This is a genomic window from Bradyrhizobium sp. 197 (assembly GCF_023073375.1).
Lineage (GTDB): Bacteria > Pseudomonadota > Alphaproteobacteria > Rhizobiales > Xanthobacteraceae > Bradyrhizobium.
In genome coordinates this window covers 18,961-34,249 of the sequence record NZ_JADPJJ010000180.1, presented here as the reverse complement: position 1 = coordinate 34,249, position 15,289 = coordinate 18,961, and the positions used below count along the sequence as shown (strand labels likewise).

The window sequence follows — 15,289 nt, the reverse complement described above, 5'->3', positions numbered from 1 at the left end:
CATGTCAGCGTCGGCATCATCGAAAAGACCGGTAGAAAATATCGACGCCATCCTGCGGCTTGAAAAGCAGGATGAGGAAAAGATCGCTCTTCATCATCGTGTTTTTCATGCAATCGGATCGTTTGCGGGAACTCCGCAGTTCGTTGTGCTGCAGTGCGGGGCGGTGGTGTGTTGGATTGCGTTCGGCGGGGTATTCCCCGATCGCGCGCTTGATCCATTCCCGTTCCCGCTGCTCGGGACATTCCTCGCGCTGGAGGCGGTACTTCTCACCTCCTGTGTCCTCATTCGCCAAAATGCGACCGACCGCATCTTGGAGAAGCGGGATCGTCTAGAACTTCAGATTAATCTGCTCTCTGAACGGGAGGCGACGCGATCTTTGAGAATATTGCAGAAGCTTGCCACGCGGCTGAATGTCGATGACGAGGATTGCCAACAAGACGAATTGGCGCAGGAGACGTCTGTTGATCAACTTGCCCGAGGCTTGCGCGAGCGCGAGCAGGCTGAAAAGGCTCAATGAGATGTTGGCCCCAAGTAAGCCGACATGCCGGTCGCCCTGATGCCATCTGCGCGGTCGTCATCATCTACACGAGCTAAGCCTGAACTTCGTCGAACAGAGTCCGTGCGATGCGCACGGTGCTAGAATTTGAGCGTAGTCCGGAGCCCGAACACCGAGGTGTTTTTGAGGACCTTTCCGGCGGATGACGTCGCCGGCCCCGTGGCGCCGCCGCCCGGATGGATGATGTATTGGAAGTTTGGCTGCAACGACCAGCCGTCCTTTATCTGGTATTGGTAGACCGTCGTCAGCAACCCCTCGAAGTTTCGCAAGGGCCAATTTGGATTCACCAACGTGCGGTAGTCGGCGTCGAGCGCCTGCGCCCGTTTGGACACATGGGCGTAGCCCGCGGCGATCCCGAACTTGTCATCTGGCCGATCATCACGAAGCCCGATGAACTCGACGCCGGCATCAGCGTAGAGATCAATCAGGTTGCGATCAGCGGGCGCGCCGGCGGCCCTTGCGAACACACCGATCCCGCGATCGTCGCTGTGAGGCACGCGGTAAATCTGTTGCTCGAAGACCGCCCAACCACCGATGTCTCCTGCCAGCAACAAGGGCTGGCCGGTGCTACCGGAAGCGGCGAGCGAGCTGCCGTTCGACGCGAGCTGTTGATCCGCGAAAGAGCCAAAGTGCCGCCAGCCGCCGAACTTGATCTGGCCGGTCAGGTTGGGATCGCCCTTCTTGTTGTTCCAGGCGTACTGGATCTGCCCAGTAACAACGGCGGATCGTTGACGCGGAAATTGACGCCGTAGCGGTTGCGCTCCTGCGGATCGCCCGGTCCGGGCCCGGCTTGGTCGCCGTCGAAGATCCCACCCAGAACGGAAAGCTGGTCGGTCACGTTGACCAGTAGCCTTGCGCCCATGGCCGCCAAAGGTGGCGAAGGTCCCCCGCTGGGCAGATTGAGCGACGTGATCGCGGGCCAACCCATTGAGGCGTTGGTGAACACGTCTGTATATTTGGTGTTGAAGAATTCGCTGTCGGCGGCAAGCTGACCCACCTTGAGCGAGATCCTCTTCGCGCCCCACTGCTTCTCGAAATAGGCTTCGTAGAGACGCGTTGAGGGCAAAGCCTCGATTCCGCTGACGACAAAGAAGTTCTGAAGATTGCTCCGGGACAGGCCGTCGCCATGGATCTGGAACATGTTGGCGTGAAAAGTGAGCTTGTCGATGCCGACGAGTTTCTGCAGATCGACATCCACCGCAAGGTTGAGACGGCCTTCGTAGATAGCGCCCTGCTTCAGGCCGCCGGAAGCGTTACGGGTCAGACCAGCTGGATTGGCCGTCGCGATCGAAACTTTGTTGGGTCGCGCCGTGCGAATGTTGGCTATAGTGGGACTTTCGCTTTCTGGGGACCATTGATGTTCGATGCGGCGACCACCGCGCAATCGAGCGCTGTATTAGACGAGGTCTGCGAGAGCGTTTCGCAGCGCGAGATCGGACCGCGTAGCCATGTCGCCTCAAAGATACTGGAGGCGGTGACTAGAGGCGAGGTATCGCAGGACGAACTCACGCAGGCCGGCCGTGACGGCCTTTGGCGGGCGCCCGCGATGATGTGGCGCTGATCGGTCGAGGCGGGCGTGAATTTCCAGGTCACGGTGATGAAGATCCTGGTGAGCTATCCGGACGGCTTCGCCGTCATGGATGACCTCAAGCACGACATGGCCATTCTGGCGACCAGCGGCCGCGATTGGACGGACCGGACCAAGCACCTCGCTGCGCAGGTCCCCGACCTCGACATCTTTTCTCAAGGCTTAGTCGAACGCTTCAGCGGGGGCTGGAAGATCACGGCAAAGCGTCGGGTAGTGCTTGAATTGATGGAAGTCCGCCCGGAGGCATCCGAGCCGGCCCAACAGGCCGCAGCCGATGAGGCTCCCAAATTGCTATCCGAGACAGCGCCGGTTCCTCCGCTGCGGCAACCTGCCGACCGTGCCAAGCGGCGGCGCGAACGCCGCCAACGTCGTCGCGAAGCGCGCGAACGCTCGAGGTTGAACGCCTCTTGAGGCGAGATCGAGGACGAGAAAGAAGCTCCCGACAAGGTCCGGCGACTTAGATTCGCGCCGATGAGTCCCGAGCCCGAAGCGTACCTAACGCGATGGCGCCTGAGCTCTAAGCCGCGCCTGAAGTGGCAGATGGGCCAACAACACCCAATTCATTGAAGGCGCCTAACGTCCTTTACGTTTCGCCGAAGTTAGAAAGCGCGAAGGCGGCAAGCAAGCCGAGAACCACGAGCACGCCGGCCAGCTTCTGTTCGCCTTAGGGCGACAGGCTGCTTCTTCCAGGTGCTCACGGCGGCGCGTTAGCTGCGCGCCGGGCCGACCGTGTCGGCCATTCTGGCGCCTCGCGCCCCCATCGGCTTCGGCGAGCCGGTCGTGGTATCGTGGGCGGTCTGATGCTCCATCTCCGCATCCAGTTCGGCGCCGATCAGAATGACGATTGCCGAGATCCAGAGCCAGGTCATGAAGCCGATCACCGCGCCGAGCGAGCCATAGGTCTCGTTGAATTTCCCGAAACTGGCCGCATACCAGGAGAACAGCGCGGACGCTCCGAGCCAGAGCACCGCGGCCACGGCGCTGCCCCAGGTGATCCAGCGCCAGCGCGGCGCCTCGCGGCTCGGCCCGTAGCGGTAGATCAGCGCCAGCGCGAGCGCGACCGCGACGAACATCGCCGGCCACCGGGCGATGCGCAGCATGAGATCGGCGAAATTCGACAATCCTCGCTTCTCCCGCTCGCCGTAGACGATGTTCAGGGTATCGAACAGCGACTTCATCGCGGCGTTGGCGCTCCAAAGGGAAATCCCGAAACCGATGACGAAGGTCGCGCCGAGCGTCCCGCCGCCCTTCGAGGCGACCCTCGTGAGCTGGTCACTGGCGACGTCCACCGCGCCGCCGGGCAGGAATCCGGAGAGCTGGTCCAGATGTCGGGCGATGGCTGTCGGATCGGAGAACAGGCCGTAGATCGCGACCAGGGCGGCGAGCGCGGGAAAGATCGCCAGCAGGCTGTAGAAGGTTAAGCCCGCGGCCGGTGCCAGCACGCGGTGCTCGGAGATCGACGAGATCGCTTTTCTGCGGGCGGAAATCTACCTGCGCGACATCGAACCTCGCCTGCAGACGCTGACCGCCTTCACACGTTTCTCCTGCAGGATTTGACGGTACCAGCGGCCGGGCGGGGTGCGCCGGCAAGCAGTCAGCGGCCGAGACGCTTCTCGACCCGCTTGCGGGAGTTGCCGACCTTCTTGACCGCCTTCTTGACGGCGGAAGCCGAGCGGCCGGTCTTCTTGGCTTCGTAGCCGACTTCGTACTTCTGCCCGCCGGCGACGCGCGCCCGGTACTGCTTGCGTCCTCGGGCGGTCTTCTTTTTTGCTGCAGCTATGGCTGAATCCTCTTCGATAGAAAAAATGACGTTGAAGCAACGTCGCAAGGATTCGCCGGTTCCGGAACGAATCCTCCTGTGCCAGTTTGAGTCACCTGTTGCGTGGAGTTCGTTCGTGGCGTTTGAGCGTAGGAGCCGGCCGATATCGGCGTCAAGGCGCCGTTCCCGGAATTCGCGGAGCCGGCCCTGGCATCCTCGATCGATAGGGTGCCGTCCGGATCCCGATGGATTCACGAAATCAAATTCGACGGCTATCGGGTGCAGGTCCATCTCCACAACGAGGCTGTCAAGATCTTCACCCGGCGCGGTCACGACTGGACCAACCGATTCAAGAAGGCCGCTCACGACGCCTGGCACATCAAGGCGAGCTCCGCGGTCGTCGACGGCGAAATCGTCGTGCCCGCCGCCGACGGCACTACCGACTTCTCCGTGCTGCAGAACGAGTTGAGGGGGAGTTCGAAGCGCATCGTGCTGGTCGCATTCGACCTGCTCTACCTGAATGGCCGCGACCTTAGGAAGCTTCCGCTTTACCAGCGGAAGGCGGAGCTCAAGAAGATCATCGTCGGCACAGACGTGCAGTTCAGCGACGGCTTCGAGATCGAGGGGCGCGAGATGTTCGCCCACGCCTGCAAGGTCGGCCTGGAAGGCGTGGTCTCGAAGGTTCGCGACAGCGTGTACGCCAGTGGCCGGGGCAACAACTGGGTCAAGAAGACCTGCGCGCAGCGAGAGACGATGACTATAGCCGGCTTTGCTCTGGACGGCGCGAAGTGGGACGGCCTCTACGTCGGTCGCCGCAAAGGCGACGATCTCGTCTAGGCGGGCAAGGTCGACCACGGCTTCGACAAGGCCTCTACCGCGGAACTCCGGAGACGGCTGGAGCCGCTCGTCCGGAAACGAGGGCGTCTGGGTCGAGCCAAAGCTGCTGGCCGAGATCGAGTACCGGGCGAAGTCTGCCGCGGGGCAAGTCCGGCACCCGTTCTTCAAGGGGCTGCGCAAGGACCTCTGATTGTGCGGCGGGCTCGACCCGATCGGGGGAAATACAGCCCGCTCCCAAGTTTCATTCTAGGAACTTACCGACGACCTGCGCATTTCTTGGGCAGAACGAGGAGCAAACTGGAGATCGCGATGGCTGAAGGATTGGAACGTGCTCCGGCCGAGGATGTCGAGCCGACGGTAGTCGGTGTTTCTTGGGCGGCGGTGCTGGCGGGCGCGGCAGCCTCCATGGCCTTGACCCTCGTTCTGCTGTCCTTCGGCGCCGGCATGGGCTTCACGGTCGTGTCGCCGTGGGGCAATTCCGGCGTTTCGGCGACGACATTCAAGATCGGTACGGGGCTTTACTTCATCGTGATGGCGATGCTGTCCTCCTCGATCGGCGGCTATCTCGGCGGGCGTCTCCGGACGAAGTGGGTCGGCGTCCACACGACCGAGGTTCAGTTCCGGGACACGGCCCACGGCTTCCTGGCCTGGGCTGTCGCGTCCGTGCTCGGAGCGGTGCTGTTGGCCTCGCCCGCCAGCACACTTCTCGGCCACGCCCTCGGCGGCGCCACTCAGGGCGCGGCAAGCGCGGCGAACTCCGGGCCTATGGCGGGTTACGTCGACACGCTGCTGCGTCCCAACGATCCGTCCGCACAGGCACAGGGCCAATCTGATCCGCGGCCAGAGATGGTTCGTCTGCTGACCACCGACTTCCGTGCCGGAAGCGATGTGAACGCGAACGACAAGGCCTACATCGCCAAGGTGGTGGCCGCGCGCACCGGCCTCAGCCAGGCCGATGCCGAGAAGCGCGTGAACGACGTCGTCACTCAGGCCAAGTCGGATTTGGATGCCGCTCGAAAGGCAGCGATGCAGTTGGCAATCTGGCTGGCGCTGTCGCTGTTCATCGGGGCGTTCTCCGCGACCCTGGCCGCCATGGAAGGCGGCGGAGTTCGGGACGGGACATGGGGCAAGAAGCGCTACGCAACCGTTCAATCATCACTGGCAAGAAACTAAGGAGATATAACCATGCCCATTCTGCTTTGGCTCGTCGGAATTCCGATCCCGCTCATCATCCTGATCATGCTTCTGCGCTGAACGGGATTCGCCACGGGGTCTTCAGCACGTGGCGACCACCTGTTCCGAGGAGCGCCGCACGTCGCTCGGCGCGAGCCGTCAATCCAATTCGGAGGGTACATGGCAAGACCGGGGCCCGAAGCCTGTCCGAGATCACTGCTGCACCCAAGCTTCATCGGCGCCGGGGCAACGCTGCTGATCGCCGGGCTGGCCACCGATATCATGTACTGGGACACATCGAATTGGCAGTGGGCCAACTCGTCAGCGTGGCTGATTGCTGCCGGTCTGGTTCTGGCTTTCATCGCCACGATGGCGCTGATCATCGATTTACTGACGGGCCGGGCGAAACGCATCAATTGGATCTCCTTCTTACTCGTCGCGGCGGCTGCCCTTCTCTCTCTTCTGAACGTTTTCATCCATAGCCGCGACGCCTGGACCTCGGTCGTGCCGCAGGGGATCTTGCTCTCCGTGATCGTGACGATTCTGCTGCTTATGGCCGCCGTCCGCGGTTGGAAGGTGACCGCGGTTCGTACCTTCGCGACCGGAGACAGGCCGTGACTCATGCATTGCTCAGAGCCTTGCCGGCCCTTTGCGCCTTGGTCGCGCTGACCGCCTGCGGCGATCAAGGCGGTGATCCCATGCGGCAGTACGGGGCAGATCCCTATCTCCCTGAGCCTCAGAACTATCTGTTGCCGCCCATGAGCGTTCCCAAGGAGGTGGGCTGGAAGCCAGGGGAGACGCCGACCGTCTCCGGTGGATTGAAAATTCAGGCGATGGCAACAGGGCTGTTGCATCCCCGCATCGTCTACCCTCTGCCGAACGGTGATATCCTGGTCGTCGAAGGTAACAGTCCCGGCACCACACCTTTCCGGCCCAAGGACTTCATCCAAGGCAAAGTGAAGGCGAGAGCCGGAACTGCCGGCAAGGGCGGCAATCGCATCACCCTGCTTCGCGATGCCGACGGCGACGGAAAGCCGGAGGAGCAAACGATTCTCGTCGACCACCTTCACTCACCTTACGGCGTGACTTACGTGGACGGTACCCTCTACGTCGCCAACACGGACGCGATCATCGCGTTCAAATACTCGCTGGGGCAGACTCAGATCAAGGAGCCAGGTATTAAGCTTGCTGACCTTCCGGCGGGACCGATCGACCACCACTGGACCAAATCGATGGTCGCCAGCGCGGATGGATCCAAACTCTATGTCGGCGTCGGATCCAACAGCAACATTACCGAAAACGGCCTCGACGTCGAAGAAGGTCGGGCTGCGATCTACGAGGTCGACCGCCTGACCGGTGCCAAGCGCGTTTATGCCTCGGGCACGCGTAACCCAACCAATCTCGCAATCGATCCGGAGACAGGCCGGCTGTTCGCGGTCGTGAACGAGCGGGACGAGATCGGCCCCGACCTGGTCCCGGACTACCTTACCATGGTGCAGGAGGGAGCCTTCTATGGCTGGCCTTACAGCTACTGGGCCGAGAACGTTGATGTCAGAGTCCATCCGCAGAGGCCCGACCTGGTGGCCAAAGCGGTCAAGCCCGACTACGGCCTGAGTTCGCATGTGGCTGCGCTTGGCCTTGTGTTCAGCCAGGGCGAGAAGCTCTCCCCCAAATTCAGCAACGGTATCTTCGTCGGGGAGCACGGCAGCTGGGATCGCAGCCCGGTCAACGGCTATCAGGTCATTTTCGTGCCCTTGGTGAACGGTCGACCTGAAGGCAAACCCGTCCCGGTCGTCACCGGATTTCTCGGCGACGACAACGGAACGGTGCGAGGGCGACCCGTGGGCGTAGGGCTTGACCGCACGGGCGCACTGTTGGTCGCCGACGATACTGGCAACGCGGTGTGGCGCATCAGTTCGGAGAAGTCGGCGCAGTAGCCAGCGGAGTCTCTCATGCAGCGAGATCCGCGTGGCGACGCTAAGGGATCTTTTTCGCCGATTGATCTTCTTTCGCGCCGTAACCTAACCCTTCAAGACCGCGTCGTTGACACCTCGTTGTTACGACGGCGTTGGTGAAGGTTTCGCCTTCCTGCAATGTGATCGAAGTGCAGGTTGACGAGCGACAACCCCAAGACGGTGTCGATGGCCATGGCCACGAACCGTGCATCGATCGCTTCGCGCGAGAATGAGCGCCGGAATGAATAGTTGATCGTGCGGCCGCGCGCGCCATCATGGCTATTGGGAACGACAGATGGCGGTATCTGTTGTGCCGGGCGCCGTACCGTCCTACGTCCTGGAGAGACAGCACGCAGCGCGGCTTCCAGATATCGAGATAGGGCCTTATGACTGATCGGCTGCGCTACGGTACCCCGGCCAAAGTGCTCCATTGGCTCGTCGTGGCCCTGCTGGCCGTTCAGTTTTCGCTTGGTTGGCTTATGCCGGACGTTCATGCGGGTCCGCCGGGCAGGGCCATGACGCTCCATATCTCATTGGGTCTGACCATCCTCGCGTTGATCTTGTTACGGCTTGTCTGGCGTATCACCCATCCGGTGGCGCCGGAGAGTTCACTTCCGCCGTGGCAGCGAGTGTCCTCAGAGGCAGTGCATTGGCTGCTTTATGTCCTGGTTCTCGCTGCAACCATGACAGGGTGGCTGTTCGCATCGTTCCGGGGCTGGTCGGTCTCCTATTTCAATCTCATCCCGCTGCCGATGCTGGCCGGGAAAAACCCGGTCGCGATCCATCAGATCGACGGCTGGCATCAAATTGCGGAGTGGGCGTTGCTGATCGCAATCGGCGTTCATGTGGCCGCAGCCTTCGCCCACATTTTCATTTACCGAGACGGCGTCATGCAACGAATGCTGCCAAGTCGTCGGTGACCTCTCTTGTTGGCCCTTGGCTGACCTCAGCCGGGCGCGTTGCGAGGTCTCCTTTCGAGAGGTGAGCTGACACCGTCGTGCTGGTTATTGGGCAGCTCTCGACCCAAACGCGCCCCGCTTCCGCTGCCCAGGTCCGACGTCGCAACCGCCTCAGCCGAGCTGCTGCTCTCGAGGATGCGGGCGGGTGGACGATCTTTGCCGAGAGCGGGACGTGCTCCGGGTAGCGTCGACCGCGTGACCGACGCCGCGCTCGGGGCATCTTCCGGCGCCTTGACTCGCCGGCGCCGGACGTACTCAATTCCTGTGATCGGTGATGTTGCTGGGGTGCGTCATGGAGCAACAATTCTATCCGGGTCTCGCCCATCGGGTCTTGACCCTCGCCGAGAAGGCCGACTCGTTCACCATGCGGCGCCTGCTGGAGCTCGAAACGGTACGATGACAAGGGTCCCTCTGGATCCGGAGCGACCGACCGACCGCTGCCTGCGCCACGCACGCCGCCGCCATCGACCTTCTCCCGACCAGGCGAGAGATGCGACCCGAGCTGGTCGTGGATAGTGCCGCCGGTAGGCTCGCGCTCGCCGAGGGCCGAAGGAGCCCCGGCGGCAACCTGGATAGATTACTTCTGCCGGACGGAGCTTGCGCGTTCGAGTTGTTCGGGTTGTTGCCGTTCTGCTTGTTAGCCTCATGATGGCCCACCGCGCAGCCCGCCACCGCGCCGAGCTTGCCATGGCCCGCCATGTGGCCGGCAACACCACCGACGATCGCGCCCTTGATGCACCCCTTCGCTTGCACCGGCGAGGCCAACACCAGTGACAGCAGGCAGACAGCCGCAAATATGGTCTTCATGATCTCTCCTCCGAAAATTCGACGCTCGCGATGGTGAAGTCGCGAAGTGAATGGCCGTTCCGCGGCCATTGTTCGTGTAGATCCATTTTGCTGCTGGTCTCACGTCACCCGCTCGGCTGGGCCTGATGAGCTCGGACGCCGTAAACGCCCGAGCTCATGCTGAGCGCACCGCGAGCATCTGAACTGGAGCTCGACACCGGGTGAAAGGTTTTTCGGCAGGTTTGCGGCCATCGGCCAGGCGCCGCAGTTCGGGCACTTAACCAGCAAGGTATCGGTTTCAAGCATCGTCACCGTTCTCGGCCGCCCGCTTGGCAAGCGCGCCAAATCGGAGACGTTCCTGCGTGCTGCCAGATCTAGGAAAAGCTGCCGCGAAGAGCACGGAGCGATGTTGCCCCGGCTCACTGAACGGTGGCGGCGTTCAGACGAGAGGAGCGCGCTCCTCAGGACCTTGTAACGTTCGGTAGTCCGTCTACGATCCCGAAATGACAGAGCAGAAAGCTTGCCCGAAATGCGAGAGGACCATGGAGCAGGGCTTCATTCCCAGCCTGGGGCGTGGGCAGTTGCTCTGGTTTGCGGGAGTGCCGCCCGCCACGTACCGCGAGTCGTTCATGTTCGGCAGGAAGGCGCTTACCATGACGACCTATCGGTGCTCGGCATGCGGCTATCTGGAATCGTATGCGGAGGGATGATCGCCCGACGCTAAGAGAGTGCTTCATGGAAACGTTTGGTGGATCTACCGCCCTTGTGCTGGCGATGCTCATGGCGCTGGCGTTCTATTTTCGCTTGAAAGTAGCAGTCCTGCAGCGGCGACTGGTCTCGCTGGAAAGAGTTGAAGCAAAGCTCGATTTGCTGCTGAAGCATGGGGGTCTGAGCTATGAGCCGCTGGGTGGTTCGACGGAAATAGAGGACGCGCTCGAAGCCGGCGAGAAGGTCCGCGCAGTTTCACTTTTCCGTGCCGCGAACGGCTGCACCTTGGCAGAAGCAAAGGCAGCGATTGAAAGGGCGCAGCGGCCGTAGCCAGCGTCCCGTCATCTGCCTCTGAAGCGCTTCGGCGCGCAGCGCCGAGACCGGAACTGCACTTCGCGCCCGCGGTAGCGGACTCCGTGGACGGAACGAATCAGCGTGGCGACGTTGAATCGGCATGTGTGCCGTGGCGTTGCGTCAGTCTCGTTCGGGAGTATCGCGTGTCCACGGCGCCGTCAAAGCCGCTATTCCTGGTTACATCGAGCCGTGTGATCCTACGCTGCGCGAGAAGCCGCCGCGCGGCGAAGACTGGGTCTACGAGATCAAGGCCGACGGCTACCGCGCGCAGCTGCACCTGCGAGACGGGGACGCCAAGGTCTATTCACGCACAGGCCTGGACTGGACCGAACAATTCTCCTCGATCGCGGCGAGCGCCGACAAGCTCAAGGCAAACAGTGCGATCATCGACGGTGAGGCCGTGGTGGACGGCAGTGGCGGCCTGCCGGACTTCCAGCAGCTCAGGCGGGAGCTCGGCCCCAAGCGCAGCGAGCGTGTGCGCTACCACGCGTTCGATCTCCTGTATCTCGACGGCTATGACTTGCGTCACGCGGCGTATGAGGATCGCAAGCGCCTGCTGCAGCGGCTTCTGAAGGACGCGCCAGAAACCTTCATCTATGTCGAGGCGCTTGCGGCCGACGGCAACGAGGTCTTCGAGAAAGGGTGTAAGCTGGGGCTAGAAGGCTTGGTCGCCAAGCGGCTGGGCCAGCCGTACCGCTCGGGTCGGCAGGAGAGCTGGATCAAGCTCAAGTGCAAGAAGAGCGAGACCTTTCCGATCGTCGCCTTCGTGGAGAAGCTTGGGGCGCGCCCGCGCAAGGTCGCCTCGCTCTACGTCGGCCGACGCCAGAATGGCAAGCTGCTCTACGCCGGCAAGGTGCGTACCGGTTACACCGAGACGACCGCGCGCGAATTGCGCGAGCGGCTGGATCCGTTGATCCGCAACACTTCTCCGCTCGATACGGCGGTCAAAAAGCCGAAGGCGACCTGGGTCGAGCCGACCCTTGCAATCGAAGTCCAATATGGCGCGCTGACCGATGATGGCCTGCTGCGCGAAGCTGTGTTCAAGGGCTTTCGGGACGATCTCGCGGTGCGCAAGGTCAAGGCGCCGCGGCTGGTGCCATCCGTGACGGGCCGGTCGAAGCTGGGCGTTCCCCGAGAGAACATCCTGCAGCTTCTGCCCGAAGCCGTTGCTCCGTCCAAAGAAGAGCTCGCCGACTATTGGACGCGGGTCTGGAAGAAGGCGCTGCCGCACCTCGGGCATCGTCCGCTGAAGCTCGTGCGTCACGTGCACGGCACGACCTTCTATCACAAGGGGCCGCTGCCGAAGGACATTCCGGCCGCCGTGCACCAGCTTCGTATTCAGAAGCGCGAGGGCGGCGAGGGAACGCGCCTGTGGGTCGACAGCCTGGATGGTTTCCTTGGGCTCGTGGAGATCGGGGCTGTCGAGCTGCACCCGTGGAATGCGACCGTCGAGGACTTCGAACATGCCGACCGCATCGTGATCGATCTCGATCCCGGAGAGGGCGTCGACTGGGATGCCGTCGTGGAGACCGCGCTCGATCTGCGCGCGCTGATGAAACGCGAAGGCTTCGAGACCTGGCCCAAGCTCACCGGCGGCAAAGGAATTCATCTGATGGCGCCACTGGATCAGCCGGTGCTGCACGACAAGGCGCATCGGGTCGCGCATCAGCTGGTCTCCGCCCTCGCAGCGGGCCATCCAGACCGCTATCTCCTGTCTGCCCAGGCAACGCGTCGCGATCGCATCTTCCTCGACTATCTGCGCAATGGGCGCGGCACAACCGCGATTGGCACCTATTCCCCACGAGCACGCGAGCGATTTCCGATCGCAGCGCCCGTGACGTGGAAGCGCATCGAGAGCGGTATCCGTCCGGATGCATTCACCATCGAGAACCCGTTTCGGGTGAAGAGGAGACAGCCGTCATGAACGACGCATTCGACCAGTGGAGCGAATGGATCCACAAGCCGCCGGGCGACCGGACCGGGCTTTCGTCCGACGTGCACGCGAGCGTGATGCTCCTGCCGGAAGAGGACCGCACCGACCGACAAAAGGTCAACGCTGCGGTTTCGCATTGGGCCAAGTTACGCAGGACGGGACGGACTGTCTGGATCTATCTTGACGACTTCAATGAGGGAGAGCGGCGGAACGTCGGCGATCCCGAGTGGCTGAAAGTGTTCGCATCCGCGGATGCCGCCGACAGATGGTTCGACAAGCACGATCCCGAAGGGGTTGCCTGGGAGTACGAAATCGAAGGCGGTCCGCGGCAACAGTCCGCCTGGATTCTGGTGGCGGACGAGGACTCCAGAGCGATCGGAGACCCCGGGATCATGCTGTTCGCTTCCAAGCGGGCCGCGGAGCAATGGCTTGAGCAGAATGCCCAGAATGGCAAGATCGCGGAATATCCGATCGAGGAATGAGACGTGAGCACATTCGTCGACAGCACCGTCTGGTTCGCGGCAGCAGCGCAGCGCGACTGCAACAACGAGCTCGCCAAGTCAATCCTCTCAAGCACCGAGGGCTGGGTCCTCACCGATCAGGTGCTGGCGGAAATCTGGCAATTGCTCAGAGCGCACTTCGGCGCGAAGGTTGCCGACAAATTCTGGGACGGACTGCGCGACACGGGCGCTCGCGTTGCAACCCTCACGGCAGATGACCTCAAGGCCGCTTGGCAGATCGGAACCAGCCAAGAGCTTTCCTTTGTCGATCGCACCAGCATCGCCTTCATGGAGCGAAGCAAGATCACCCGCGCCGCAACTTCAATCCGAAGTTCGCCGGAACATCGATACGGGCGCGATCTCAAGAATGGATTTCACATCATTCGGACAGGTCACAGCCCAGCCTTCCGCACGTTGAGGGAAGCGGTACTGCAGCGCAGACCGGTTCGATTGAGCTACGGCGGAAGGCAGCAAACCGTCTGTCCCTCTATCCTGGGCCACGCCGGCGGCGAGGAGCGAGCATTTGCGCTGGCACTGGATGGCGCTCGGCAGCGAAGCAAATCCGAACAGCGCGGATGGATCTGCCTGCGAGTCGCCGATGTGCAGGAGATCGAAATCCTGGATCAGCCGTGGACGGAGCAAGCCTACCCTGGGCGTGTTCAACGATGCGTGGACCAAGGTCCACCTGGACGCGACGCGCCTCCCGGGTGTGTACTCATAACATCGTTTGCCCGAGTTCATTGACGATGATGCCGAGGGCAAGCGCCTGCTGCTTCGGCAGATCCGCAATCTCGCAATCGACCTCAATTCCGCAGGATCGGCGCCTCGCTGAGGGCTCTCCGGCCGACCTGCTTCAGCCCGTCTACCGAGGTCTCGCCGTTGCTGGCGGCCTCAAGGATCATGGAGGCGACGTGCGTGCGTGCCGAGGTCTCGTACCGAGATACGGCTTCGCACACCTCATCGAGGACAGCGCGCAAGAGCGCGGTGGTCTGAGCATCGAACATTGGAGGTTTCCCAGCTACGGCGCCATTCTGCCTGAACCCACTCAATCTGGGATTCACGCAAGTTACGCAGGATGAAAAATTCTGCGGAATGGCGGCAAGGAAGGAGCGTGGCCCCGCCTTTTTGGGGCTGGGGGGTTTGAGGGCGGAGCCACGCAGGCCGTGCATTTGCGCGCGGTTCACCAGGTCAACCTGATCCGGCCGCGCCCGTTCCATGCTCGGGAGGCGGCCACTGCCGGCGCGAAAGACCTAAGGCTCCGGGGGGCTTCAGCGGGCTGTCTGCCCACTTGCGTGCCGTTGGGTCGCGCAGCGGGTCGTCGCCGCAAGCGGTACAAACGTAGCGCAACGGCCGCTCGTCGTCCGCGCCCGGCACGACCACCATCGGCTTGCCGCAACCCGGGCACGCCTTCCGGATGGAAAAACGCACTGCCAGGGATCTCCCCCGCAGCCGCAACTCTAATTCCGTCGAGAGAGCGGACTCAAGCGGATGCGAGAAATTTTTCCGGGCGGCACCGCGTCTTGACTGCCGGGGTGAGGACGTACTCAACTCTGGGCAGTGATGTGGTGGGAGTGCGTCATGGAGCAGGAGTTTTATCGGGGTCTCGCCCAGAGGGTCCGGGCCCTCGCCGACAAGGCCGACCCGTTCACCCGGCGTCGTCTGCTGGACCTAGCCAAGCGGTACGACGCCAAGAGCGGCACCTCGCGACCCGGAGCCGCCGAGCGTCCGCTGCCGGTGCCGCGCACGACGCCGCCTGCATCGAGCTTCTCCGAATCCGGCGAGGCCTGACGCCCACGCCCCTGGTCGTTCTTGGCGCAGCGCCCCCCCCCGATCGAGCGTGGCCGGCTTCCCGCAGTGCGCCAAGAGAGCCGCCGACGGACGCCTCCCGAGGACCAAGCTCGCCTACCCAGCCGGTGGTTCTGGCCTCACCAGCGAGGATTTGAGGTCGTAAGCGGGTGCCGCATCGCATTTCGCCCGAACGCGATCCTAGCGGCTTGGAACGGGGTTGGGGGAGGCGCTGCGCCTTGCACCGGTGACGAGCTGCCGCGTAGGCCAGCCTTCCGGCACGTTGTGCTCGGCAGCCCAGCGTAGACGAGTGAGTTCCGACCATGCCAGCGCGGCGGAGATCCATCTCTGCCGCTCTGGCCCATCGGCTTCGGCGGCACCAAGCAGCTAACGCGC

General features: G+C 62.6%; 16 protein-coding genes and 4 pseudogenes. 15 read left to right on the top strand and 5 right to left on the bottom strand.

The features are described from left to right. The first annotated feature begins 1 nt into the window (after window position 1). Window positions 2-517, top strand: coding sequence for a DUF1003 domain-containing protein (locus tag IVB27_RS39455; protein ID WP_247447942.1), 516 nt, complete (start codon window positions 2-4; stop codon window positions 515-517). A 119-nt stretch (window positions 518-636) separates the two neighbouring features. Here IVB27_RS39455 and IVB27_RS43450 read toward each other — a convergent pair. Beyond that, window positions 637-1,754 (bottom strand): annotated as a pseudogene (locus IVB27_RS43450) (carbohydrate porin). Between the two features lie 378 nt (window positions 1,755-2,132). Here IVB27_RS43450 and IVB27_RS39440 point away from each other — a divergent pair. Beyond that, window positions 2,133-2,555, top strand: a complete 423-nt coding sequence (locus tag IVB27_RS39440) for a hypothetical protein (RefSeq protein WP_247447940.1) — start codon at window positions 2,133-2,135, stop codon at window positions 2,553-2,555. 296 nt (window positions 2,556-2,851) lie between these two features. Here IVB27_RS39440 and IVB27_RS39435 read toward each other — a convergent pair. Beyond that, a pseudogene (locus tag IVB27_RS39435) lies at window positions 2,852-3,616 on the bottom strand (YhjD/YihY/BrkB family envelope integrity protein); the annotation flags it as partial. Here IVB27_RS39435 and IVB27_RS39430 point away from each other — a divergent pair. Next, window positions 3,606-3,701, top strand: a pseudogene (locus tag IVB27_RS39430) (3'-5' exonuclease); the annotation flags it as partial. The pseudogenes IVB27_RS39435 and IVB27_RS39430 sit on opposite strands and share 11 nt — an antisense overlap. Before the next feature lie 37 nt (window positions 3,702-3,738). Here IVB27_RS39430 and IVB27_RS39425 read toward each other — a convergent pair. Then, window positions 3,739-3,924 carry a DUF3606 domain-containing protein gene (locus tag IVB27_RS39425; RefSeq protein WP_247447997.1) on the bottom strand — a complete coding sequence of 62 codons (186 nt, stop codon included), beginning with the start codon at window positions 3,922-3,924 and terminating at the stop codon, window positions 3,739-3,741. 258 nt (window positions 3,925-4,182) lie between these two features. On the opposite strand from IVB27_RS39425, the gene IVB27_RS43955 reads away from it, so the two are divergent. The 6 genes from IVB27_RS43955 (at window position 4,183) to IVB27_RS39400 (ending at window position 8,788) form a co-directional block, all read left to right on the top strand. Then, window positions 4,183-4,740, top strand: a complete 558-nt coding sequence (locus IVB27_RS43955; protein WP_524536552.1) for an ATP-dependent DNA ligase — start codon at window positions 4,183-4,185, stop codon at window positions 4,738-4,740. Then, entirely contained in the window at window positions 4,673-4,930 is a 258-nt protein-coding gene (locus IVB27_RS43950) for an ATP dependent DNA ligase (protein WP_524536551.1), read from the top strand. The genes IVB27_RS43955 and IVB27_RS43950 overlap by 68 nt, the downstream gene beginning before the upstream one ends. 119 nt (window positions 4,931-5,049) lie before the next feature. Beyond that, the gene (locus tag IVB27_RS39415) at window positions 5,050-5,913 is read left to right on the top strand and encodes a hypothetical protein (RefSeq protein WP_247447939.1); all 864 of its coding nucleotides are present in this window, start codon (window positions 5,050-5,052) and stop codon (window positions 5,911-5,913) included. A 180-nt stretch (window positions 5,914-6,093) separates the two neighbouring features. Next, window positions 6,094-6,531, top strand: a complete 438-nt coding sequence (locus IVB27_RS39410) for a DUF2231 domain-containing protein (RefSeq protein ID WP_247447938.1) — start codon at window positions 6,094-6,096, stop codon at window positions 6,529-6,531. Further along, window positions 6,528-7,850, top strand: a complete 1,323-nt coding sequence (locus tag IVB27_RS39405) for a PQQ-dependent sugar dehydrogenase (protein ID WP_247447937.1) — start codon at window positions 6,528-6,530, stop codon at window positions 7,848-7,850. Before IVB27_RS39410 ends, IVB27_RS39405 begins: the two co-directional genes overlap by 4 nt. A 404-nt stretch (window positions 7,851-8,254) precedes the next feature. Continuing rightward, entirely contained in the window at window positions 8,255-8,788 is a 534-nt protein-coding gene (locus tag IVB27_RS39400) for a cytochrome b (protein WP_247447936.1), read from the top strand. A 636-nt stretch (window positions 8,789-9,424) separates the two neighbouring features. Here the strand turns inward: IVB27_RS39400 and IVB27_RS39390 are convergent. Further along, window positions 9,425-9,634, bottom strand: a pseudogene (locus tag IVB27_RS39390) (hypothetical protein); the annotation flags it as partial. A gap of 482 nt (window positions 9,635-10,116) precedes the next feature. Here IVB27_RS39390 and IVB27_RS39385 point away from each other — a divergent pair. From IVB27_RS39385 to IVB27_RS39365, 5 genes are all read left to right on the top strand, one after another. Then, the gene (locus IVB27_RS39385; RefSeq protein ID WP_256468499.1) at window positions 10,117-10,323 is read left to right on the top strand and encodes a PF20097 family protein; all 207 of its coding nucleotides are present in this window, start codon (window positions 10,117-10,119) and stop codon (window positions 10,321-10,323) included. Between the two features lie 25 nt (window positions 10,324-10,348). Next, a complete protein-coding gene (locus IVB27_RS39380) occupies window positions 10,349-10,651 on the top strand; it encodes a hypothetical protein (protein ID WP_247447934.1) in 303 nt (100 codons plus the stop codon). Between the two features lie 124 nt (window positions 10,652-10,775). Continuing rightward, entirely contained in the window at window positions 10,776-12,599 is a 1,824-nt protein-coding gene (ligD, locus tag IVB27_RS39375) for a DNA ligase D (protein WP_247447933.1), read from the top strand. Then, window positions 12,596-13,090 carry a hypothetical protein gene (locus IVB27_RS39370; protein WP_247447932.1) on the top strand — a complete coding sequence of 165 codons (495 nt, stop codon included), beginning with the start codon at window positions 12,596-12,598 and terminating at the stop codon, window positions 13,088-13,090. The genes ligD and IVB27_RS39370 overlap by 4 nt, the downstream gene beginning before the upstream one ends. A 3-nt stretch (window positions 13,091-13,093) precedes the next feature. Further along, on the top strand, window positions 13,094-13,852 hold the full coding sequence (locus tag IVB27_RS39365; protein WP_247447931.1) for a PIN domain-containing protein: 759 nt from the start codon (window positions 13,094-13,096) through the stop codon (window positions 13,850-13,852). 59 nt (window positions 13,853-13,911) lie between these two features. Here IVB27_RS39365 and IVB27_RS39360 read toward each other — a convergent pair whose 3' ends face one another. Then, a complete protein-coding gene (locus IVB27_RS39360; RefSeq protein ID WP_247447930.1) occupies window positions 13,912-14,112 on the bottom strand; it encodes a hypothetical protein in 201 nt (66 codons plus the stop codon). A 574-nt stretch (window positions 14,113-14,686) separates the two neighbouring features. Between IVB27_RS39360 and IVB27_RS39355 the strand changes: the two genes are divergently transcribed. Continuing rightward, entirely contained in the window at window positions 14,687-14,896 is a 210-nt protein-coding gene (locus IVB27_RS39355) for a hypothetical protein (protein WP_247447929.1), read from the top strand. Window positions 14,897-15,289: the final 393 nt, after the last annotated feature.